Here is a 21589-nt window from a genome sequence, read left to right on the forward strand (position 1 = left end):
TTTGAGGATACCCTACCTCTTTTTTTCGTCTCAAATATTTTACACAAACTATTTTACGTCATCGTTGCTTCAAGATTATAAGGTTAAATATTTGCTAAAAAGGTGATTAAAATGGGTATGACTTATAAGGTAATCGATACAGTGGAACAATACGAAGAATTACTTGCGATTACGGATTTGGAAAAAAGAAAAAATTACTTTCGTTATACAATGATGGAGCCATTTAAGGAAATGTGGAATTTAATCAATGTTCCTATAAAAGCAAAACAAGAAAATGGTTATGATGTTATAATGGCTACAAAAATGCTTGGTTATGCAGATGTTTCCAACGGTAAACAAATCAAACAGGGGTTATCAATCCTAAAAGAAAATAACGCTTATACAGTAGCGGATAATACCATCAAAAACTGTATAGAAAACGCTAATAAGTCAGGTTTGAAAGTAAATGCTGATGAAATAAAGTTTGGATTGTATGTTGCAAATCCTGATAAACTGAAGCTACAGAAAGGATATACGGGGTTCGGAGGTATTCCCGGGTTTATTACTGTGAATATCTATCCAAATGAATATAATTTACCGAAACTTCCCGCAATTATTGCTCATGAATTTCATCACAATATTCGTTTTTCTTATTTTGATTGGGACCATGGTAACGTAACAGTAGGAGATTATCTTGTTATAGAAGGTTTAGCCGAGTCATTTGCAAAAGAATTATACGGAACAGAACAATTAGGACCTTGGGTTACTAGCATGGATAAAGAAGAATTAGAGTATTCAACCGATATTATTGGTGAAGCTCTTGACGTAAAAGGGTTTGCCGAAGTGAGCAGTTATATGTTTGGTGATGAAATTGCGGAACAAGAAGGGTATCAACCTGTTGGGCTTCCTTTCTGTGCCGGTTATGCAGTAGGATATAAGGCTGTTCAGTCCTATATGAAAAAGTATAATAAGACAATATATGAAGCAACTTTGGCTTCCACTGATGAAATAATTCATTCATTTGGTTCTCTTTCCAAATAATCAAGATTTATCCTGAAATGAAAATCTTCAGGAATTTCTATCCATATGGATTGATTTTCCTCTTTCCAATTTCTCACCTTTATCAAAAGCTCCATTCTTCCGAGTGTAATTATTAAAATTTTTTCTTAGGGTTTTCAAGTATTAATAGTTTTTCTTTCATAGGAAGACCGCCACGGAAACCTGTTAAATTTCCATTCTTCGCAACTACTCGGTGACATGGAACTACTATTAAGACTGGATTCGCTCCAATAGCTGTGCCAACAGCTCGTGCAGCGGTTGGAGTGCCAATGTTATTGGCTATATCCGAATAGGAGGCCGTTTCACCATACGGAATTCTTTGCAGTTCATTCCATATCATTTCTTGAAAGGGGGTACCTTTCACATCTATTGGAATATCAAAATTTTTTCTTTTTCCTTTTAAATATTCTTCCAGCTGAACCATATATGGACGGATCTTTTCGACGTTTTCGATGAGCGTTGCCCCTGATCGTTTTTTATCTATCCAATTTTTCAACTCGTTTATCCCTTCATTTAGAGAGCCAACGTAGCATAGACCTTTGTCTGTTGCTGCAACATAGATTGTCCCATTTTTATCATTCATTTCTCCGTAATAAACAGCTTGTTTTTGTTCACTTTTCATTTTTTGACACCTTCCTTTTGATATTCTTTTCTAAAATCTCTCGGAGTCTGTTTGTTTTTCTCTTTAAACAGTGTTGAAAAGCGTGAGGCATTGGCAATACCGACTAATTCACCGATTTCTTGAATAGGAAACTCCGTGTGCAATAAGTATTCCTTCGCCTTGGACATCCTGATCTGTTGCAAATATTCTAATGGTGTTATTCCTCTTATACTCTTAAAAACACGATGCAGGTGATAGGGGCTACCGTGACAATTATCTGCTATCTTGTCCAGCGTTAAGGGTTTTGTATAATTTTCCTTTATATACAGTTCAACATGTGCAACCCATTCTTCATCAGGTAAGCGGCCACCACCAGATTTGCATCGTTTACAAGGTCTATAACCTGCTTTTATAGCATTTTCTGCAGTCAAGAAAATCCTGACGTTATCAAAATTTGGTACTCTCGATTTACAAGAAGGTCTGCAGAATATTTTAGTGGTTTTTACAGCATAAAAGAATTGGTCATCATAGCTCTTATCATTTTCGATAATAGCCTTTCTTTGTTCTTCTGTTGGTTTTGTCATCATGATGCCATCACCTCTGACTTAAATTGTACACGTAATACTGAAAAGAAAAACATATATCAGCTAAAATAGCAAGATATGAAAACTTTTTATGAAAAACGATTCATATCTCGAAATAAGAGTATGAAAGAATATTTTTTGCTGTAATGTCAATTTTTACAATGCTATGGTTGTATAATTATTGATACTGAAAAAATTGTTTTATGCATATTAAGCTTCCTAAGCGTTTATATCTGCACGGTACAGCAGTAATGTCGACATTACAGCCGTTAAGTGGCGCAATCGATGTCCGGTGTTTATCATCCTTTTGAATTCTAAACAAGCAAGTTACCTAGAAGGTGTAGCAGTTCCCGCGTCAGAGGCTTCCTTGACAGAGGCGATGGTTGTTGCGGTAGAACATGTCTATTTTATTATCTTTATCTTTACGATAGTTACAGTGTTATTGTCATTTGTCGTTTATCGAGCACGCCCATTGGAAGAAGATAAACCGGCGGAAGAAATGCAGGAACCTTAAAAAGGGATATTGCTTTTTACACAATATCCCTTTTTCTTCACTTCCTATGGTAGAATTTTGGCGGAGAACCTATTCATTTTTACGCACCATCAAAATGCTGTCAAATCAACGTTTTCACTTCTAATACTCTTAGTGAATTACTCCTCTGTTATTACAGTATTTTTATGAAACAAAAAGAATTGAATTTAAGACCTACTTTGAACTCTTTTCTCCAAAATTAATCTTTTAACCCATTTTGTCATTTCTTAGTATTTTGTTTACCCAAACAAAAGCAACCGTTTTTACGAAAAATCTACGTGCAACTATAATACTTCTTTAACATTGAGAAGGCTGTTCATAAAAACTAAAAACTATCTTTAATAAAAGAATACGTCAATAATCTGTATTGAACCCATAAATACCATATAACTACTGTAAATGATATTAGGTCAGCAATAGGAGTGGCCAACCATACTCCCAGTAATCCAAGGAACTTTGGCAAAATATAAACGAGCGGAATCAGCAGGATTAGCTGTCTTAATGAGCTGAGGAAAATTGCTTTCCGAGCGTCTCCTATATACTGAAAGAAATTAGCACCAATCATTTGAACACCAACAATTGGCACCATGCAGCAGAAAATGCGCATACCCAAGGTTGCAGTATTCAATAGTTCAGAATCGGTGCTTCCACCAAATGCTGAAACAATATAGCTGCTAAAAATTTCAATTAATAGGAACATGATGATACAAAAAAACAACACGTACTTTATTGCATATTTCATCGTTTCCTTTACTCGATCTATTGCCGTATGACCATAGCTATATCCGATAATAGGCTGAATTCCTTGCCCGAGACCTATGATTGGCATATATACGAGCATAGCAATAGTATATATCACACCATAAGCAGCAAGCCCTGTGTTTCCTCCATATTCGTATGCTACTCTATTGAATATTAAAGAGACCAAGCTTAAAGATATTTGTCCAATAAAGCCAGAAAATCCAACAGATAGAATTTGCTTTATTTCGTCTAGATAAAAGCGCATGTATGTGTGATGTAGCATAATACCAGTATTATTTTTAAATAGGAATTGCAAGGTCAATGTTACACTAACAAGGTTTCCAATTACGAGTGCAAGAGCAGCACCACCAACGCCAAGATCTAAAACAAAGATGAAGATAGGATCGAGAATGATATTAACAAGTATTGCAACAAAAAAATTGATGAATGCTCTTTTGGCAAAACCCATGCTACGAATGATACTATTCATTGATTGTGAAACAACAAAGAACACGGATCCTACCAGAAAATAGGTTGAATACTCAACGGCATAATCAATATTCCCGCTATTAGCACCATATAAGTGAAGAACAGGCTTAAGAAACATTATCCCCAACACAGCAATTAATAATGACAGCGCCAATGATAAAACGAACGATGTACCTACAATTTTTTTTGCCCGTTTATTATCGTTTTTCCCCAGTACAATGGAAAGATTTGCACCGGCTCCAGACCCAATTAGCTGTGCCAATGATTGCATAACAAGGTACAAGCCAAAAGCCACCGTTACAGCTGAGATTGCGAGTGTATCGACGCCTTTAGCAATGAAAATGCGGTCAATTGCCATATTGATTGAATTTACTAATAAAGCAAGGATGGCAGGTGTGGAGAAGTTCCTGATTAATTTTGGTACTGGCTAGTTTCAAGCTTATTAATAAGATCACCTCTTAATTTTATTATATAACATGAGTAATTACTCGTGTTTTGAAGTATACCTCCCTCTGCTTAGATTGTCAATATAAATATGAGCGATTACTCGTATTTATATTGACAATCCAATGAATTAGCTTTACAATACAGCTTATAATAGAAAGGGATGATCATAATTTGGAAAGCAATTCAAATGTTTCGAGACGTCGAGTTCCCAAGCAAAACAGAAGCATACAAAACCGGGACAAAATACTGAAAGCCGGCTTAAAATTATTCAGTGAAAAAGGATATTACGACACAACGACAAATGAAATAGCAAAAGTTGCTGGTGTATCAATAGGGAGCTTATACTCATATTTTAATGATAAAGATGCGATATTCCTTAGTATATTGGATAACTACCATAAAAAGTTTCTTTCATTTTTCCATGAAAAAGATGAGGATTTAAGTTATGAGCTATATGCCCGTGATATTAGGCAATGGTTAAGAAATCTTATGCTCAAGTTACTTGATATACACGAATCTGTGAAAACATTGAACAGAGAAATGAACATCATGTACTACTCAAAACCACAAGTAGCACGTATCATGGATACACAAACAGAGCGAATACGTACAATGACAATGAGTTTTATCGCTCGATCTGAGAGTAGTGTTTATGATATGGAGGCAACATCTGCGATTGTAGTCGACTTCATTTCCACAGTAATTGACAGGATTCTTTATAAAGAAAACGATAACTTGGATAAAGATAATATCATTGAAGCTGCTGTGGACGTTCTTGCAAAATATTTAACTTAGAACAGAATAGTAAAAAAGGTCGCATATCAATTACTTATGCAACCTTTTTTTAGACAGTATAAAAATATAAAATATGTGAGCATCAACTCAAAAAAGAGACTTTAGGGTGGTTTTTCCATGTTAAATTTACCTTCTTAACCGACTGTGATTCTTGTAAAGCAATATAACTTTGTTTTATTAATGTTCCAGGTTTCTATTCTTATATATTGTGATTCGTATTAGGTTCTAACTAAAAATATAAACGCTCAAAGCCGCAGGGGGAGAGTTAATCATTCATTAATATTTTTTCTGTTTTGAATCGATCCCATATAGAAAATAAAATTTGTGCGGCAAGCGCTATTATTAACAGTACAACAATAATAACGGCCAGATATTTTAAGTCAGAACCAAGATTTCCTCCGCCAAAAATCAAACTGAAATAACTGTTCACTCCATACGTCGCAGGTAGAAAGTTTCCAAGTTCATTGTAAAAAGACGGCAATAACTCACGAGGTACAATAGCCCCTGAACTAACTAATTGAGTTGCTGTTAATGCAATGTTAAAAATCATTCCAGGATTTCCAAATAACATAACGAAAAGTTGAGAGATGGCCAAAAAGCTAAAGAGTAATATTGCTTGGATTCCCCATAAGGTGATAAAGTTATAATCCAGTTCAATATTAAATAGATACATGAGGCAAACGGTTAATAATGAAATGCCAATAGCTAATAGAATATTAATAATTTGTCTGCCAAAGAAAAGGGAGAACCGGCCATGCTCCTGTGTTAACTTTCCATTTGTAAGCTGTAAATACTGACTAATCAACATAGCACTAATGTAGGACGCCAATACAATTAACAGTGGAACCATCGTAATCGCAAATCCCTCTTTTTCATTTGTTTTTTCTATATTTGCGTTCATAGGGTTCACTTGTGTATTTTCTTGTACCAAATCTACAACTTGGCTGGCTACTTCTTCGATAACTGCTCCCATTTCTTCATTTGGTGCTTCTGCTGCTACCTTTTGTGGAATATTCTCCGCTATTTGAGCATCTATGGTTTCCCGAACTTGTCGATTGACTTGACTATTTAACGTATTAGCTGCTGTTTCCATCATTTGTTTTGTTAAGGTAGGGGCAGATTGGTTAATAAAATAATCAATTGCTACCGTTTCACTGTTTTGAAGTTGTTCCATCATATTGTCTGGAAGATGAATGAGCATGTTCACGTTACGCTCATCTAACTTCTGTTTTGCTTCATTTAATTTTTCATATTCTGTTATTTGAAATAAATCTCTATCTTTTATTTCCGTTACAATTTCTTTTCCAAGCTCTTGATCATCATTTACGATTCCAATGGAAAATTGATTTGTCCGATCATAAACACCATCGTAACCAGTCAACCAGACAATAACAAAAATAAGTTGAAAAGCAATTGCTGCGGTAATACCTAATAGTGTTTCTTTTTGTTTAAAAAAACTTTTTAATACACTCATATTAATCCTCCTTAATTGAAAGCAAGTACATACTTGCATATTGTTCAAAAAAATTATTGTAGTGTTTGGATAAAGAATGCAATATTTTTATCTATAAATTCTTCAATTGACAGTTCTTCTGCTTCTGATAAGATTCTTGTTTTTGATAAAAAATATCCAAAGTTAATAAAAGCAAAATTAGTAGCAAGGGTATAAGGATCTGCTTTTTTTATTTTTCCTCTTTCTATCATTTGTTCAAAATAATGTGTGATGATTTCAATATATGTTTGTGGGACCTTTTTTAGCATATCGTTTAATTCAGCGAATTCATTAGATTCTCTTAAGGCCAATAAAATCACTGTTTTTTTCTGATCCAATAAAGCCTGATATTCTCTGACTAACATTTTTAAATCTTTTTCTATATCCCAAACCACTTTTTCAGCAAAAGTATCTTCTAGCAACTCAACAAAGGCATATTTTTGAATGGCTGCTTCCACAATGCCTTTTTTGTTACCAAAATGGCGAAATATGGTTACTTCATTTACATTGGCTCTTTGGGCGATTGCTCGGGTTGTTGCCCCCTTGTATCCCTTTTCATAAACTAATTCTATGGCTGCTTCAATAATTTTATCTTCCGTTGAAATATGCAAAGCTTTTCCTCCAATACATAGCAAGTACTTACTTGCATTAATTTTAAAGGCAATGTTTAATTGTGTCAATAGTGATTAATTCTTTAAGTAATAAATTGTTTAAGCTATTGTTTTTATTGAGAAAAGAACCTCGAAATAAAATCATTGACGCTATTATGGGACAGGGATATAGATTATCGGATTTCCTCTAACTACAGTGAAGAGAAAAGGACCGGGTGGGGTTTGCCCGGTCTATATGATGGAAAGGGATATGGGCAATTTAAGAATGATGTAGCAGAGGTCATTGTTGAGTCAATACGTCCTATTCAAGAAAGTTATGAGGATATTGTTAAAAGTGTATATCTTGATGACGTATTAACTGAAGGTGCTTCGAGAGCTTCGAAAAAGGCTGCAAAAACACTTCATAAAGTTGAATTTGCAATGGGCTTGGCAAGATGTTGAAGGTATGGGACTTTAACAAAAATTAAGAGAGTAACCAAGGAGATTCGATGGCTTTTCGCTAAGCATTTGCACAATTTAATCACTTAACATTTTGGATACAATGAAAAGAGAATGTATGTTAATATGCTGAACTCCATGGAGTGGAAGGGTTTACAAATTCATTCCACTAGCTTATACAATTGTTGATGGGAAGATTGTATATAAAGTAGGATAAATTGAACAATTTACAAGGTGACAATAAATTACCTGGGTATTGCGGCTCCCCTAAAGGAAAGTCTGTTGTAGTTGAACGTCTTTTCAACAGACATAAGATGATTAAAATGGCCAGCCCGAAAGATTAGGCAGTCTCTTTTTTATGTGGTAGCTCGGAAACCAGGTAATAAAGAAATGTTCCACACTCATCGTGAAAAGATGCGATTTTCCGTCGCACAAAAACGAACAGTATTAAATTACTGTTCGCCTCTAAAACCTTCCTCATTGGGGATCAATTGGTGTTTTAACTGTTGAATATGCTTCCATTATCTCTGCTGCATCAAATAATGTATCTTCCCGGAACCGTCTTCCAAGAATCTGAACCCCAACCGGAAGACCATCTACAATAGAAGTTGGTAAAGATACGGAAGGAAATCCGAGCACTGCAAGAGACATCATCGACCATTGTGTGGAAATAATTTGCCGCATACCTTTTGAGCTTTCAATATCTGCATCTTGCTTAAATGCCTGTTCTGTTGAAACAGGGAGCAAAAGTAATGGATGAGTCTGTAGAAACTCCTGAAGTTTATAGATTAATGTTCCACGGCGGGAATATCCTTTAATATAATCAGAAAGGCTTGGGTCTTTCCCCCAAAATTCCTCTGTTACTTCAAAGAAATGTTTCACACCTTTTTTGATTCCTTCATCACCATATTGCTCTACAAGCGGCATGGCTTCTTTGAAATCCATCATACAGAGTAAATACCATAGTTCAAATGCTTCTTTAAACAACGGAAGGTTAACTTCTTCCACTACATAACCAGCTTTTCGCAAATTTTCTGCTGCCTGATCTAAAGCCTGATTTACAGCTGCTGATGGTTTTGCAATCCCTACATTACGCAATAACCCTACACGAATCGGAGTTTGAAGCGGTTCTCCTTGTAAAGGGACCGGTGCATATAAGGTTTCACGAGGATGGAACCGACTCATGGCAGCAAAACTTAGGCGAAGATCAGAAACTGAACGGGCCAATGGTCCTTCTACTGCCATGAATTGGCCAGCTGGTGATTGATCACCGTCAGGATCGCCATACCAGCTTGGAATTCTTCCTGGAGTCGGCCGAAGTCCCATTATTCCACAAGTGTAAGCGGGATAACGCACAGATCCTCCAATATCATTACCATGGGCCACAGGAGTCATCCCGGATGCTACAGATGAAGCCGCCCCTCCACTAGAACCGCCTGGTGTTCTTGTAAGATCCCATGGATTAAGTGTTCTCCCATGCAAGTCGTTGCTTGTAACCCATCGATAGGAAAACGCAGGTGTGTTGCTGCGTCCTACAATGACAGATCCAGAATTGCGTAAATTTACAGCTACCGGGCCATCTTCCGCGGCTATATTATCCTTAAAGGCGACAACCCCATCAGTAGTTGCCTGTCCCGCTTGGTCGCTATTGATTTTTATGGATATAGGCACTCCATGTAATGGTCCAAGAATATTCCCTTGCGCCAAAGCGCGGTCCGCCTCATCAGCCGCAGCAAGTGCTTCTTCAGGAAGGACTTTTACAAGGGCATTTAATGTTGGGTTCACTTCCTCAATTCGGTTTAAGCAGCTTATAACTGCTTCCCTTGAAGAAATTACTCCGGTTCGAATCGCATGAGCTAGTTCTGTTGCAGTCCAACGCCATAATTCATCTTCTGTTGTAAGACTTTGAGTTTGAAATGATTGCAAAAAAATCGCCACCTTTATTAAAGTTAGAGAAAGTGCTTTCATAAAACTTATTGTAATAACTAAAAAGTTGGGAAACAATTACCCAAACGAACCATATTTCCTGAAAAGGTGGATAGTTTGAATTATAATTGATTTACAAAAGTGAATTCTGATTGGGAGGGATAATGGTTGACAGCCTTATCTAAAGATAACTATGAAAAAATACTTACATTTATGGATCAAGCTATCGAACCTAACCAAGCCTTCCGTAATGATGTTCTTCATTCTTTTAAGGATGTATTTGGTTACCATCTTTCAAACTTTTGGCTAATTGATGAAAAACATAATTTAAAAGACCCTGTTACCTTAAATATTTCTCCATGCGCTATGAAGGAATACATTGAATATCGTTATAAGACTGATATTTTACAGCCAAAAAGAACGCTTCCCTTTTTTCAAAAACAGCTTGTGTTGGAAATTGAGGACCTTGTCTCGAAAACTGAATATGAAAACAGCTATTTTTATAATGATTTTATGGTTCGATATGGATATTATCATGAGATAGCTGTATGTATAAAATCGGGAAATAAACAGCTGGGCAGCCTTGCTTTTCTTAGATTTGAGGATGAGGAACCATTTAATCTTCAGGACCGTATGTGTCTAGAGATTATTTCACGATATTTATCACATAAGTTAAAGAACTATCTTGAGTTTGAAAAGATACCTGAATATACATTATTAACAACTCGGGAAAAAGAGTTGCTGAGATTTGTTCAAAAGGGGTATACAAATACAGAGATTGCCAATCTATTATTTATCAGTACAAATACTGTAAAGAAGCATTTACAAAGCCTATATCAAAAACTAGACGTACCAAATCGGACGAGCTTAAGTTATAAGGCTCATAAACTTCTAAAATGATGTTTACCAATGTCAGCGTTTATCAAAAATATTTATTTCCAAAAAAAGGGTCTACCACAGTCTAAGAATGTGGTAGACCCTTCTGATATTCACTCTTTTCCCATTAACCAATACCATAACCTCAATTTCAACCATAAACTCCGGTGATGCTCATGCATTGACTTCAACAATCGTATCGACTGGATTCGGATTTGTTGCGGTTCGCTTAGCAATGATATGCATCAGCTTAAAATATCTGCATCTCTTCATAAGTAGCGGAGATTTACACTTCCATTTCTTTAATTTTTGCATTCGGACTTAATACTTCTTCTGGCTTAAACGCTTCTAATGGCTCTCCGTTTTTAACTTTGTTAACCCAATCATGGTTGGCTAAGGCTCCCTTACCTAAAGTAATCACATCAGCTTCTCCATTCTCAATGATTTCTTTCGCTTTTTCTGGATTTTCCAAATGACCATTAGCGATGACAGGAATTTCACCATATTTCTTTGCAAGTGATACAAGGGATGCTCCACTTGTATCAAATGCAGGTTGCCATGCCTCATATTCCGTAACATGAATATAATTGAGGCCTGCCTTCCCTAATTGGCCAAAAATGATTTCTGCATCTTGTTCTTTTCCCGCCCACTTATGTGCATAGTCATTGACTTTAGCTTGTGAAATTCGAATACCAACAATAAAATCTTTTCCAACTGCTTCTCGAATAGCTTTAGACACTTCTACCAATAAACGAACCCGGTTTTCCGTAGAACCACCGTACTCGTCCGTACGCTGATTTGTATACTCAGTAAGGAACTGATCAAGTAAATAGCCATTGGCACCGTGTATTTCAATTCCGTCAAATCCAATTGATTGCGCACGTTTTGCAGCATTAACGAATCCGGTAATAACTTCTGCAATCTCTTCTTTTGTCGCTTCTCTTGGAGTTGGAAATGGACCCTTACCTATATACATTTCTAATTGCTCACCTTTTGGTTGAATAGCAGAAGGCGCAATTCTCTCTTCAGTAAAACGGTTTCCTTGGGAAATAGAACCCGAATGCTGTAATTGCATAAAAATTTTCGCACCTGCTTGATGAACGGAGTCTACAAGTTTTTTCCAGGCTTCAGCTTGTTCCTTAAAAACAATCCCGCCTTGATCAAAATATGTTTGGCTATATTTGTCATCAATGTAAGTACCTTCTGTAATGATTAGGCCGAACCCTCCCTGAGCAAAAGATTTGTAGTATGAAACCATCTGATCGGTTACTAATCCTTCAGACGTTGCGCTGATGCGAGTCATGGGTGCAACCCCTACTCGGTTATTTAATGTTGTATTACCTAATGTCACTGTCTCAAATAACTTGTTTATGTCTGTCATTGTCGAAACTCCTTCTTGCATAAAGATTTATATATATATTCTTTAGCTAAACATAATGTATTATTCAACGTCCTTCAATACTGCATACCACTCCTTTTAGGCATTCGTTTTTTATTTATTAACCTCTTCATCAATAGTTTGCTCAAGTATCCTTTAAGCATATAGATTAGAAAACTATTCAGGTTATAACTATCTGTCCATGAATTCATTGTAATTCATTGTCTGCATTTAGTAAAATAGATATAAATGAATGAATAGTTCACTAAAATTGAACTAAGAAAGGTTTTGTAAACGATGGAGCTTCGTCACCTTATAACACTCAAGACAATTGCAGAAAGGGGAGGTTTTAAAAAGGCCGCCGAACACCTTGGCTATGCACAATCTTCTATTACAACCCATATCCGGGAATTGGAAGAGGAAGTTGGCAAACCTTTATTTGATAGACTGGGTAAAACAGTCGTTTTGACGCATTATGGGCAACGACTTCTTACATACGCCGTAAAGATCATTGAATTGCATGCTCAGGCACTAGACATGGATGAAGAACCGACAGGGGACCTTGCTATTGGTATATCTGAATCTCTTACGATTGGTCGTGTTCCCCCTATTCTTCTGGACTATAAAAGAGCTTACCCTAAAGTAAATCTTTCATTAAAATCTATCGAAAATTATAATGTCACGTCACATCTGCAAAATGGTGACGTTGATTTAGTGTTGGTATTAGAGAAGGATGATTGGTCTTTACCAGAGATATATTCTGAAAAGCTTAAAAGAGAAAAAATGATTTTGATCAGTCCGCCTGAAAAAGAAGACACTAACACAATACTTTATACGGAGCGGTCATGTAGTTATAAATCGGTGTTTGATGAATATTTAAGATATAAGCAGATGGATGTTAAAGCGAGTTTGGATTTTCAAAGTATTGAAGCGATAAAGCAGTGTGTAAGAAGTGGTTTAGGCATTTCAATGGTACCTTACTTTTCAGTGAAAGAAGAAATAGAAAACAATAAATTAAAGGGAGAAAAAATGGCACCAGAACATCCGTCTATATCCACATTTCTTGCATATCATAAAGATAAATGGATTTCTCCGGCCATTACGAGCATGATTTCTTTAATAAAAAACCATGCTAAAAATTGGGTGTAACGATGTCTGAAGAATAAGGGCTCCTCGTATTAGTCTATTATCTTGTCACTTTGTTTGCTGCGGGATTCTTTGGACGAAGGAGTTTGTAGTTGATGAGCGATTTGAATAACCGAAAAATTACCCAAGGAAGCAAAGCCACCATCATTTTATAATACCGGAATACGATTATATATACGAACTTTATTTGATTTATATGCGTATAAAGTTCGTTTTTGTTGATTTTATACCAATTTCATAGTAAACTTGAAAAATACTAGCGTATAATCTTGGGAATATGGCCCAGAGTTTCTACCGGATCACCGCAAATGATCTGACTACGCAGGTTGGAGGTTTCTTGGATAACAACACGTTGTCTTTTATTAGTGTTGCTTTTTCTGGTTCATCCTCTTTCTTGCATAGACGACACTCTTGGTTCGAATCCTAATCAAGAGTGTTTTTTGTTTTTATTATTTTTTTGAGGAGGAGAATCATGAAAAAATACTTCCATTTTGAGGAATTAGGAACCAATTATCGTACGGAATTCCTGGCAGGGTTAACTACCTTTTTGGCAATGGCCTATATTCTATTTGTGAACCCGGCAACACTGGCACTAGTTGGTGTTGATGAGCTTCCGGAAGGCGTTACCCGGGTTGATCAGGGAGCAGTATTTACAGCAACCGCCATTTCTGGTGCGATTGGCTCTTTGCTTATGGGGGTTATTGCCAAATATCCGATTGCACTTGCACCAGGTATGGGCTTGAGTGCATTTTTTGCTTATACCGTTGTCCTTGGCTACGGAATTCCATGGCAAACCGCATTATCTGGCGTATTGGTATCGGGAATTATTTTTGTTTTATTAACGTTAACTGGTTTACGAGAAAAAATTATTAATGCTATCCCGGTAAATTTGAAATTGGCAGTTGGTGTTGGAATTGGATTTTTTATTGCCTTTATTGGCTTTCAAAATGCCGGGATTATTGTTGGTGACGCATCTACTCTGGTTGCGATCGGTGATTTAACCGCACCAAATGTATTACTTGCTATCTTCGGTATTGTTGCTTCGGTTGTCCTGCTCAGCCTTAATATTAAAGGTGGGATTTTTTACGGGATGATTCTGACAGCGATTGTTGGTATGATTACTGGTTTGATTGAAACACCTTCAGGACTTGGAGGAATCGTCGGCAGCGTACCAAGTGTCGCGCCAACATTTGGCCAGGCATTTATGCACTTGGGAGATCTTTTTAATACCGATATGCTTGTCGTCATCTTGACATTTTTATTTGTTTCCTTCTTTGATACAGCCGGAACATTGGTCGCCGTTGCTACACAAGCAGGTTTGATGAAGAATAATAAGTTGCCACGGGCTGGAAAAGCGTTATTTGCTGATGCGAGCGCTTCAGTTGCCGGGGCGGTAGTTGGGACATCAACCACTACATCATACATTGAATCTTCAGCGGGTGTTGCTGCAGGCGGGAGAACGGGCTTCACAGCGATTGTTACTGCGGGATTATTTCTGCTATCATTGTTTTTTTCACCTTTATTAAGTGTTATTACATCGGAAGTAACCGCCCCGGCATTGATTATTGTCGGTGTTCTTATGTCCTCATCATTAAAAGATATTGAATGGGATAAGTTTGAAGTTGCAGTACCGGCGTTTCTGACCATTGCTGCCATGCCTTTGACTTATAGTATTGCAACAGGTATCGCCATTGGCTTTATTTTCTACCCGATTACCATGCTGATGAAAGGCCGGATCAAGGAAGTTCACCCGATGATGTATTTATTGTTTGTGATTTTTGTATTGTATTTTGTGTTTTTGAGTTAGATCGTGTAAAAGGCGGGATCATGATAGATGGTTTCGCTTTTTTGTTTGATGATACTATAATATTTATAATTGTACATGGAAGGTGATAGCATGTCTTTTAATATTTGGAAACGAAATGGAACAAAAAGTAGAACAGTTGAAACAAGACGAATAAAGACTGGTGTTACACGATGAACACCAGTCTTTTAAATACTTTCAACTAAATAAAACGCTGGCTCTTCACTTGTCTTGCTGTTCCCGCTTTCCCATACGGTAGGATATGATAGATTGCTAATAAAATGCTTCCAGTAAGCGCAAAGCCCCCGACCGTTGCGTAAAGTGTCCCACCACCATATGAATCGATCAATGCTCCGCCAATCAGCGAGCCGATAATACCTGATACCCCGAAAAAAAGGGAATAGAATACCAGATGACCCGTGGATTGTAATAGTTTGGGAATTAATCTGCTGATATATTGAAAGGCAGCCAGATAAAACGTGCCAAATGTGATCCCATGCAGAACTTGTAATGGGACCAGATAAACTGGATCGTTAACAGCAGCATAAATAAAGTAGCGTACACTGTATAACAGACCAGCGAACATGATAAATACTAAAGGATGAAACTTTCGGAACCAAAGCGGTGCCAGTGCAAATACCGCGGCTTCGCTGGCAACGCCAAAGAACCAGGCCAAGCCGATGATTGTTTCATTACCGCCAAGTTGTTCGATATACAAGCCAATGAAACTGTCATTGGCCCGGTGAGAAATAGAAATAAACATGACAATAAACAGGAAAATAAAGAAGGGCTTATTTTGTAAAATTTGTTTAATATCTTTAAGCTGAATCGGATCTGCTTCCACTTTTACATCGGTTAACCTGAATGCAGCGATTAAGGCCATTGTACCGAAGAGAAGATATGGCCAGATCATATATGCCACACCGATTGATGTTAGGACTTTGCCAACAATTAAGGATGAAACCGCGAAACCGATGGAACCCCACATGCGGATGCTGCCAAAATTGACATGTAGTTCATCCGCCCGGCGCTGAGCCAGACTGTCGCCAAGTGCACCAATCGGCGTGGTAAAAAAATAAAATACAGCACCCATTAAGAGAATGGCGATCAATTCATTCATTTGGAAAAACAGCGAACTGCTGATTAATAGCCCAATAATACAGATGATCAGCGTCCATTTAACCGTTTTAAATTTGTCACTCATGTATCCCCAAAATGGTTGCGAAAAAATAGCTGCAAACGGTCCAACCGCAAGCACCCACCCGATTTGGGTACCATCCAATCCTTTGTATCTTAGATATATGGGCAAATAGCTCAAGATAATCGTATTGGTCGCATGAAAACAAAATAATAACATTTTCAACGGTGTTAGCGATTCATTTTTTGACATGCATACGCTCCTTTATTGCATACGGATATCATATAATACTAACTGTTCAGAATTCAACTGGTGCCAGGTACCCGCACAATTCTAAATTGCCCAAGTACCTGTCACTCAAGGTTTACTTCCAGTTCGCTGCAATAAATTCATCGCGGCCTGATTCTGCACGGTCTTTCTTGTATTCTTGTTCATTTTTTCGGTAAAAGTCCTGGTGATAATCTTCAGCGGGATAGAAAGTTGTTGCTGGTAAAATCTTGGTCACAATTGGCTTAGAAAATTTTCCGCTTGCTTCCAATTCCTGTTTGGAGACTTCAGCCATCTCTTTTTGTTCCATATCATGGTAAAAGATGGCGGTACGATACGAAGTCCCGCGATCTTGAAATTGGCCGCCGTCATCAGTTGGATCAATCTGTTGCCAATATATCTTTAAAATATCCCGATATGAAAACACAGCCGGATCATACGTAATCTCCACCGCTTCATAATGTCCGGTCGTGCCTGCTTTTACTTCTTCATAGGCTGGATCAACGGTATGGCCGCCAGTATATCCGGAAACAACCTGATGGATACCGTCCCATTGATCAAACGGTTTGACCATACACCAGAAACATCCACCAGCAAAGGTCGCTTTTTTCAGTTCATGATTCATGTTGATACCTCCAAAGATGGATTTACAAATGTTGATTATTTACAGTAAACTAATAGTGTGTTCAAAAAGGAGGATAAAAAGGACCGAGAAGTTCTAGGCGGCGTAGCTTTGAGCACCGGAGTGTACATGAGAGGTACATGAGGAGCGAAAAAGCAAGCCAACGAAGAAATTCGAAGCGTCATTTTTACCGGACTTTTTGAACAACATCTAATAGGAAGACTTCAGTAAACTATATCACAGGTTAGGGGGTTACGCACGATGAATGCACCTTTTGTATATAAATTATTAACAGGGAAAGTGAAAAAAATGGGTGATCCCCAAGCAAAAAAGCCAATGGATCGTGAATGGGAAAGTGCTATGTTTAAACAGCCCATACAGGAAAAAGTTTGGCTGGGAAAAACCAATTTAACCAATGATGAAGTGGCAGATACCAAAGCACATGGCGGACCAGAAAAAGCACTTTTCGCCTATCCAATTAAACACTATGCGTATTGGCGTAAAGATTTGGCTATTCCATCCATTGGTATCGGCTCGTTTGGTGAGAACCTTGCTGTAAAGCATATGGATGAGCAAACTGTATGTATTGGTGATACATATCAATTTGGCGATGCAATCATTCAAGTTTCCCAACCACGCCGCCCGTGCTGGAAGCCAGCCCGGCGCTTTCGTACGATTGATTTTGCACTAAGGATCCAAAATAGCGGGCTGACCGGGTGGTATTTCCGCGTGCTACAGGTTGGCTATGTTAGTGCGGAGACGGAGTTGGAATTAATCGAACGCCCATATCCGAACTGGACAATTGCTAAGTGTAATGAAGTGATGTACGTTCACAAAAATGACTTGGAACTTGCAAGGCAACTCGCCGAATGCCCGTATTTAGCCATCAATTGGAAACGTACACTCAACAAACGGCTGGCAGGAAAAGAGTCTGCGATGGAAAACCGCGTATACGGTCCAAATAAGCAGGATCATAGGCATTAGATCCCATGAAAATTGCACACTAATACCTGGCGGGTGTAATAGTGCAAAGTTGATCGAGTTCATGTGGAAGTTGATCGAACCGGGCACAAAGTTGATCGAGCCAAGCAGAAAGTTGATCGAAAGCGCATGAAAGTTGATCGACCCAGACGCAAAGTTGATCGAGAGCAAATGAAAGTTGATCACCTCTAGCCCATTGATTGACTTTCGCGTTTGCCAGGTCGAAACACTGAACAAACCGGTCGATACTCCAGTTTCCGATTGATGTCGTAGCTAACTGGACAACCCTAATTTAAAGTACAACCGCAAAACAATTGCCTCTTTTAAACTTCTATCCCCCATGGAACCACTCAATGGACAAAGGTCTGCTTCACACGCTGCGATTTTAAAAAGTAACCAATCCAAATCGCGGATGCAATGACGGACATCCATTCATTGTTTACAGGCCCTGCGCCAATAATAAAAAGGGTACTGAAAATGATACTAATACCATAGAGAACCATCATTAATTTTGGCAAAATCCGTTTTCGTTTCAGCCATGCGTAAATTATGATCAGATATAAAATGAGATATATCACATTGACTATGTACAAGAATGGATAGTTTGCAAGATTAACAGTTAGAATAATGGCAAGCGTATTTATGAAAGATAAAATGATTCCAATGGCAGGCAAGACAAGCCATCCAGCAACAATTGCATAGCCGGAATCAGTGTTAAATGTTTTTGTATTATTCAAATCCTGGTTTTTGGAATCCACATTTTCCCTCCTTCCACTACGAAGGCAGTATAGCATAAGATCCTGGCAAAAGATACTGAATCGTGCCTCCATGTCTCTCATCCGAACCGTACAAGCCCCACACATTATTTTCCCTATAGATGACACTCTCCCCCAAGTATTTTCGATTGTAGTTGTGAAAGGAGGGGAGAACATGGCGACCTTACGAAAATACGCATCGACTTTGCAGTTGGTATTGGACGATGGCATGGACGAGGAAACAGGGCAGCCGGTTTACAAATTAAAAAGCTTTAACAATGTGAAAACCGACGCAACAGCCGACCAAATGTATGCCACAGCCAATGCCTTTGCTGGACTGCAAGAACTTTCGCTTTTTGAGATCCAATGCAAAGACAGCTCAAAAATCCGTAACAATGAATAAGGACTAAATCTATGAGGAAGGAGGGGATAATTTTGAAAAAACTGGAACTCAAATTTTTAAATCAGGATGGCAAAACAATCACATATAATATGGAGAAGCCAATCGAACCAGTTGACCCGAATGCTGTCAAACAAGCAATGAGTGCTATTTTGGAACAAAACGCTTTTACTACTTCCGGTGGTGAGCTGACAGCAATCAAAGGTGCACGAGTGGTTGATCACCAAGTAGAGGAAATCGCACTTGATTAACACACCGTATCCAATTAAACGTGAAACCCAAAAAACCAGTGGCTAGACAATTGTCCTGCCCTGGTTTTTTTACAACAATACGACTGGAGGTTTATGTGATGGAAACATGGATGTCGTTTTTAACGGATGTCGGCTTTCCGATTGTGGTAACCTTTTACCTGTTGAACCGCATTGAAGATAAGCTCAATATATTAATCGAATCCATACATGCATTGCCTGAGAAAATGAAATAATTAAGTGAAACTTCATTCAGTGGGTGCTTTCTCCCGCTGAATGTTCCCCTTCACGATTAAGGTTTACTTAGCTTAAAGGCGGGGGTATCAGAACAGCCTATTCATACGTTACAACATGCTGTCACGGTGAGTGAAACTTGTATCACATGCACTGCACGGTCGGGAGAGGAGCCCGTCGTCTCGGTAGACAGCGCACGCATGCCGGGAGAGAGTCACATTAACTCAGGAGACGCCACTCGCCGACAGTCTTTTTTTAATGTCTGATCCCACGATCACAAACTTTCTCCGTTCTAATTATCCAGCAACAGTCTTACGGGTACCCGGTGTTTACTGCTGGTTTCGGAAATTAAACGATGTAATTGAATCAGCACGATACCATCTTTATAATTGGCGCTGATTTTGTCTGAGCGAACCGGGAATGGCAGCTTAACAGTCCGTTCAAATGCCCCCTGCAAGATCTCTTCTTGAATGACGGTCCCACCACCCTTTTGAATATCAATGACCCCGTTTAATTCCAGTTCTGTATAGTTTACATAAATATCCAGCTTGTTAATATCCGCCAGTCCAGGTATATTAACGATGCAGGTGACCTCATTTTCCGCTTGATACATATTGACTTGCGGTATAGTAGGTTTAATGACGTCTTCAAACTCGTTCCAAAAACTTTCTCCAAAAAAGCTATCCATGTTTTTTTTCCACTCCGACATTTGCTTAAATGGATCCATTATAATCACCCCTTTGGTTCACGTTGAAATCTGTAATAGGTTATGCCGGGCGATTTAATTGGGTGAACATAACGATTCGACACGAGGGACATTGGGTTAGCCCAGACACGCTTATTTTGTTGGAAAAACACGACCGGTGTTGATAATATTGGATATCATTGTATTTCATTCAGGATAAATTTGATGTATGCTGGGGAAAAAGAAAAATGAATGGGGGACTTTTATATGCTGGGCAATGCGTATGTCATGGTTGTCATTATTCTGGTTATTAATATTGTTTATGTCTCTTTTTCTACTATGCGAATGATTTTAACGCTGAAGGGGCGCAGATATTTGGCAGCCTTGGTAAGTATGGTTGAAATTGTTGTCTATGTGTTAGGGCTGGGACTTGTACTTGACAATTTAAACCATATTCAAAATATAATTGCATATGCAGTAGGTTTTGGTATCGGGGTAATTGTCGGTACCAAAATTGAGGAAAAGCTTGCCCTAGGATATATTACGGTTAATGTGATTTCTTCTAATCCAGATCTTGAATTTACCCGAAAATTGCGGGATAAAGGCTATGGCGTAACAAGCTGGTATGCGTATGGAATGGATGGGGACCGCTTGGCGATGCAAATCCTGACCCCAAGAAAATATGAATTGATGTTGTATGAGACGATCAAGTCGATTGATCCCAAGGCATTTATCATTTCCTATGAGCCGAAGCAGATTCATGGCGGGTTCTGGGTGAAACAAGTGCGAAAGGGTAGATTGGGCAAAAAAGGGAATGTGGCCACAAGCAAACCGGGAGCGCAATCACAGTTTCCTGGAACACATGTGGAGTATCCGGAATGACAGATTACTTGCATACTATTTGAAGCAGGGGGGGAAGCTGAAGATTGCGGAATATGGGCGCTTACCTTTTAGCTTTATAAGAAACATCCAAAGAAGGTGAAAAAAGGTACGCCACCCCTCATACGAAGCCAATCTATTGTTAATTACATTGTAACATGCTTTGTTTAAAGTGGAGATTTAGATGTTGTGAGATTTTTATTATTGAGTAAGCTCTTGAATTACAATTTCGGCTTAATTAAGGTATTTAATGTAATATAATTAAATAAATCTGATTTATATCAAGGAGACGTATAGTTTTGATTGCAAAATGCATTAAATTCCACAAATTCGGTAGTCCTAAAGATGTGTTAAAAGTTGAAAATAAAATCATCCAACCGAGTGAATTTCATAATTCCTAGCCCTTGTGCCCCAACGAATTTGAGACATAAAAAAGGAAGTACCTCCCCAAATCTTGTATAATGGTAGTTGAACCGACAACC

Annotated in this window: 23 protein-coding genes and 1 riboswitch; of the genes, 12 read left to right on the forward strand and 11 right to left on the reverse strand. The window is 38.1% G+C overall.

Annotated features, from left to right (window positions below):
- The first annotated feature begins 117 nt into the window (after positions 1–117).
- Complete coding sequence (locus tag ABRT01_RS15790) at positions 118–1020, forward strand: DUF2268 domain-containing putative Zn-dependent protease (protein ID WP_367748466.1); 903 nt, start codon at positions 118–120, stop codon at positions 1018–1020.
- Between the two features lie 112 nt (positions 1021–1132).
- On the opposite strand, the gene ABRT01_RS15795 is transcribed toward ABRT01_RS15790, so the two are convergent.
- Both ABRT01_RS15795 and ABRT01_RS15800 read right to left on the reverse strand, forming a co-directional pair.
- Complete coding sequence (locus tag ABRT01_RS15795) at positions 1133–1660, reverse strand: methylated-DNA--[protein]-cysteine S-methyltransferase (protein WP_367748469.1); 528 nt, start codon at positions 1658–1660, stop codon at positions 1133–1135.
- On the reverse strand, positions 1657–2226 hold the full coding sequence (locus ABRT01_RS15800) for a bifunctional transcriptional activator/DNA repair enzyme AdaA (protein WP_367748472.1): 570 nt from the start codon (positions 2224–2226) through the stop codon (positions 1657–1659). The genes ABRT01_RS15795 and ABRT01_RS15800 overlap by 4 nt, the downstream gene beginning before the upstream one ends.
- A gap of 304 nt (positions 2227–2530) precedes the next feature.
- Between ABRT01_RS15800 and ABRT01_RS15805 the strand changes: the two genes are divergently transcribed.
- Positions 2531–2737, forward strand: coding sequence for a hypothetical protein (locus ABRT01_RS15805; RefSeq protein WP_367748475.1), 207 nt, complete (start codon positions 2531–2533; stop codon positions 2735–2737).
- Between the two features lie 343 nt (positions 2738–3080).
- Here ABRT01_RS15805 and ABRT01_RS15810 read toward each other — a convergent pair whose 3' ends face one another.
- Positions 3081–4397 (reverse strand): MATE family efflux transporter, encoded by a 1317-nt coding sequence (locus ABRT01_RS15810; RefSeq protein WP_367748510.1) that lies wholly within the window; start codon positions 4395–4397, stop codon positions 3081–3083.
- A gap of 206 nt (positions 4398–4603) precedes the next feature.
- Here ABRT01_RS15810 and ABRT01_RS15815 point away from each other — a divergent pair, with 206 nt between their 5' ends.
- Positions 4604–5227, forward strand: coding sequence for a TetR/AcrR family transcriptional regulator (locus ABRT01_RS15815; protein WP_269411411.1), 624 nt, complete (start codon positions 4604–4606; stop codon positions 5225–5227).
- A gap of 265 nt (positions 5228–5492) precedes the next feature.
- Here the strand turns inward: ABRT01_RS15815 and ABRT01_RS15820 are convergent, their stop codons facing one another.
- Complete coding sequence (locus ABRT01_RS15820) at positions 5493–6701, reverse strand: YhgE/Pip domain-containing protein (RefSeq protein ID WP_269411412.1); 1209 nt, start codon at positions 6699–6701, stop codon at positions 5493–5495.
- Between the two features lie 53 nt (positions 6702–6754).
- A complete protein-coding gene (locus ABRT01_RS15825; protein WP_367748479.1) occupies positions 6755–7399 on the reverse strand; it encodes a TetR/AcrR family transcriptional regulator in 645 nt (214 codons plus the stop codon).
- Positions 7400–7552: 153 nt separating this feature from the next.
- On the opposite strand from ABRT01_RS15825, the gene ABRT01_RS15830 reads away from it, so the two are divergent.
- Positions 7553–7771, forward strand: a complete 219-nt coding sequence (locus ABRT01_RS15830) for a hypothetical protein (protein ID WP_367748482.1) — start codon at positions 7553–7555, stop codon at positions 7769–7771.
- A 474-nt stretch (positions 7772–8245) separates the two neighbouring features.
- Here the strand turns inward: ABRT01_RS15830 and ABRT01_RS15835 are convergent, their stop codons facing one another.
- Positions 8246–9694: an amidase family protein gene (locus ABRT01_RS15835; protein ID WP_367748485.1), complete on the reverse strand. Its 1449-nt coding sequence runs from the start codon at positions 9692–9694 to the stop codon at positions 8246–8248.
- Between the two features lie 168 nt (positions 9695–9862).
- Between ABRT01_RS15835 and ABRT01_RS15840 the strand changes: the two genes are divergently transcribed.
- Positions 9863–10594 carry a helix-turn-helix transcriptional regulator gene (locus ABRT01_RS15840; RefSeq protein ID WP_367748488.1) on the forward strand — a complete coding sequence of 244 codons (732 nt, stop codon included), beginning with the start codon at positions 9863–9865 and terminating at the stop codon, positions 10592–10594.
- A 262-nt stretch (positions 10595–10856) separates the two neighbouring features.
- On the opposite strand, the gene ABRT01_RS15845 is transcribed toward ABRT01_RS15840, so the two are convergent.
- Positions 10857–11951: an oxidoreductase gene (locus tag ABRT01_RS15845; protein ID WP_367748491.1), complete on the reverse strand. Its 1095-nt coding sequence runs from the start codon at positions 11949–11951 to the stop codon at positions 10857–10859.
- 294 nt (positions 11952–12245) lie between these two features.
- On the opposite strand from ABRT01_RS15845, the gene ABRT01_RS15850 reads away from it, so the two are divergent.
- Together ABRT01_RS15850 and ABRT01_RS15855 are read left to right on the forward strand one after the other, a co-directional pair.
- Entirely contained in the window at positions 12246–13097 is an 852-nt protein-coding gene (locus tag ABRT01_RS15850) for a LysR family transcriptional regulator (protein ID WP_269411418.1), read from the forward strand.
- Between the two features lie 236 nt (positions 13098–13333).
- Positions 13334–13434: riboswitch (purine riboswitch) on the forward strand.
- Positions 13435–13566: 132 nt separating this feature from the next.
- Positions 13567–14901 carry an NCS2 family permease gene (locus tag ABRT01_RS15855; RefSeq protein ID WP_367748494.1) on the forward strand — a complete coding sequence of 445 codons (1335 nt, stop codon included), beginning with the start codon at positions 13567–13569 and terminating at the stop codon, positions 14899–14901.
- Between the two features lie 199 nt (positions 14902–15100).
- On the opposite strand, the gene ABRT01_RS15860 is transcribed toward ABRT01_RS15855, so the two are convergent.
- Together ABRT01_RS15860 and msrA are read right to left on the reverse strand one after the other, a co-directional pair.
- Positions 15101–16288, reverse strand: coding sequence for an MFS transporter (locus ABRT01_RS15860; protein WP_367748497.1), 1188 nt, complete (start codon positions 16286–16288; stop codon positions 15101–15103).
- 112 nt (positions 16289–16400) lie between these two features.
- A complete protein-coding gene (msrA, locus tag ABRT01_RS15865; protein ID WP_367748500.1) occupies positions 16401–16928 on the reverse strand; it encodes a peptide-methionine (S)-S-oxide reductase MsrA in 528 nt (175 codons plus the stop codon).
- A 258-nt stretch (positions 16929–17186) separates the two neighbouring features.
- Here msrA and ABRT01_RS15870 point away from each other — a divergent pair, with 258 nt between their 5' ends.
- Positions 17187–17909, forward strand: a complete 723-nt coding sequence (locus ABRT01_RS15870; protein ID WP_367748503.1) for an MOSC domain-containing protein — start codon at positions 17187–17189, stop codon at positions 17907–17909.
- Between the two features lie 347 nt (positions 17910–18256).
- Here the strand turns inward: ABRT01_RS15870 and ABRT01_RS15875 are convergent, their stop codons facing one another.
- A complete protein-coding gene (locus ABRT01_RS15875; RefSeq protein ID WP_269411423.1) occupies positions 18257–18664 on the reverse strand; it encodes a DUF2569 family protein in 408 nt (135 codons plus the stop codon).
- 172 nt (positions 18665–18836) lie between these two features.
- On the opposite strand from ABRT01_RS15875, the gene ABRT01_RS15880 reads away from it, so the two are divergent.
- The 3 genes from ABRT01_RS15880 (at position 18837) to ABRT01_RS15890 (ending at position 19545) form a co-directional block, all read left to right on the forward strand.
- Positions 18837–19064, forward strand: a complete 228-nt coding sequence (locus tag ABRT01_RS15880; protein WP_269411424.1) for a DUF1659 domain-containing protein — start codon at positions 18837–18839, stop codon at positions 19062–19064.
- A gap of 32 nt (positions 19065–19096) precedes the next feature.
- Positions 19097–19312, forward strand: a complete 216-nt coding sequence (locus tag ABRT01_RS15885) for a DUF2922 domain-containing protein (RefSeq protein WP_367748507.1) — start codon at positions 19097–19099, stop codon at positions 19310–19312.
- 98 nt (positions 19313–19410) lie between these two features.
- On the forward strand, positions 19411–19545 hold the full coding sequence (locus tag ABRT01_RS15890) for a YvrJ family protein (protein WP_269411426.1): 135 nt from the start codon (positions 19411–19413) through the stop codon (positions 19543–19545).
- A gap of 290 nt (positions 19546–19835) precedes the next feature.
- On the opposite strand, the gene ABRT01_RS15895 is transcribed toward ABRT01_RS15890, so the two are convergent.
- Complete coding sequence (locus ABRT01_RS15895) at positions 19836–20270, reverse strand: Hsp20/alpha crystallin family protein (protein WP_269411427.1); 435 nt, start codon at positions 20268–20270, stop codon at positions 19836–19838.
- Positions 20271–20495: 225 nt separating this feature from the next.
- Here ABRT01_RS15895 and ABRT01_RS15900 point away from each other — a divergent pair, with 225 nt between their 5' ends.
- Complete coding sequence (locus tag ABRT01_RS15900; RefSeq protein ID WP_269411428.1) at positions 20496–21110, forward strand: DUF2179 domain-containing protein; 615 nt, start codon at positions 20496–20498, stop codon at positions 21108–21110.
- The last annotated feature ends 479 nt before the right edge of the window (positions 21111–21589 follow it).

The organism is Lentibacillus sp. L22, from assembly GCF_040812445.1.
Lineage (GTDB): Bacteria > Bacillota > Bacilli > Bacillales > Amphibacillaceae > Lentibacillus_C > Lentibacillus_C daqui.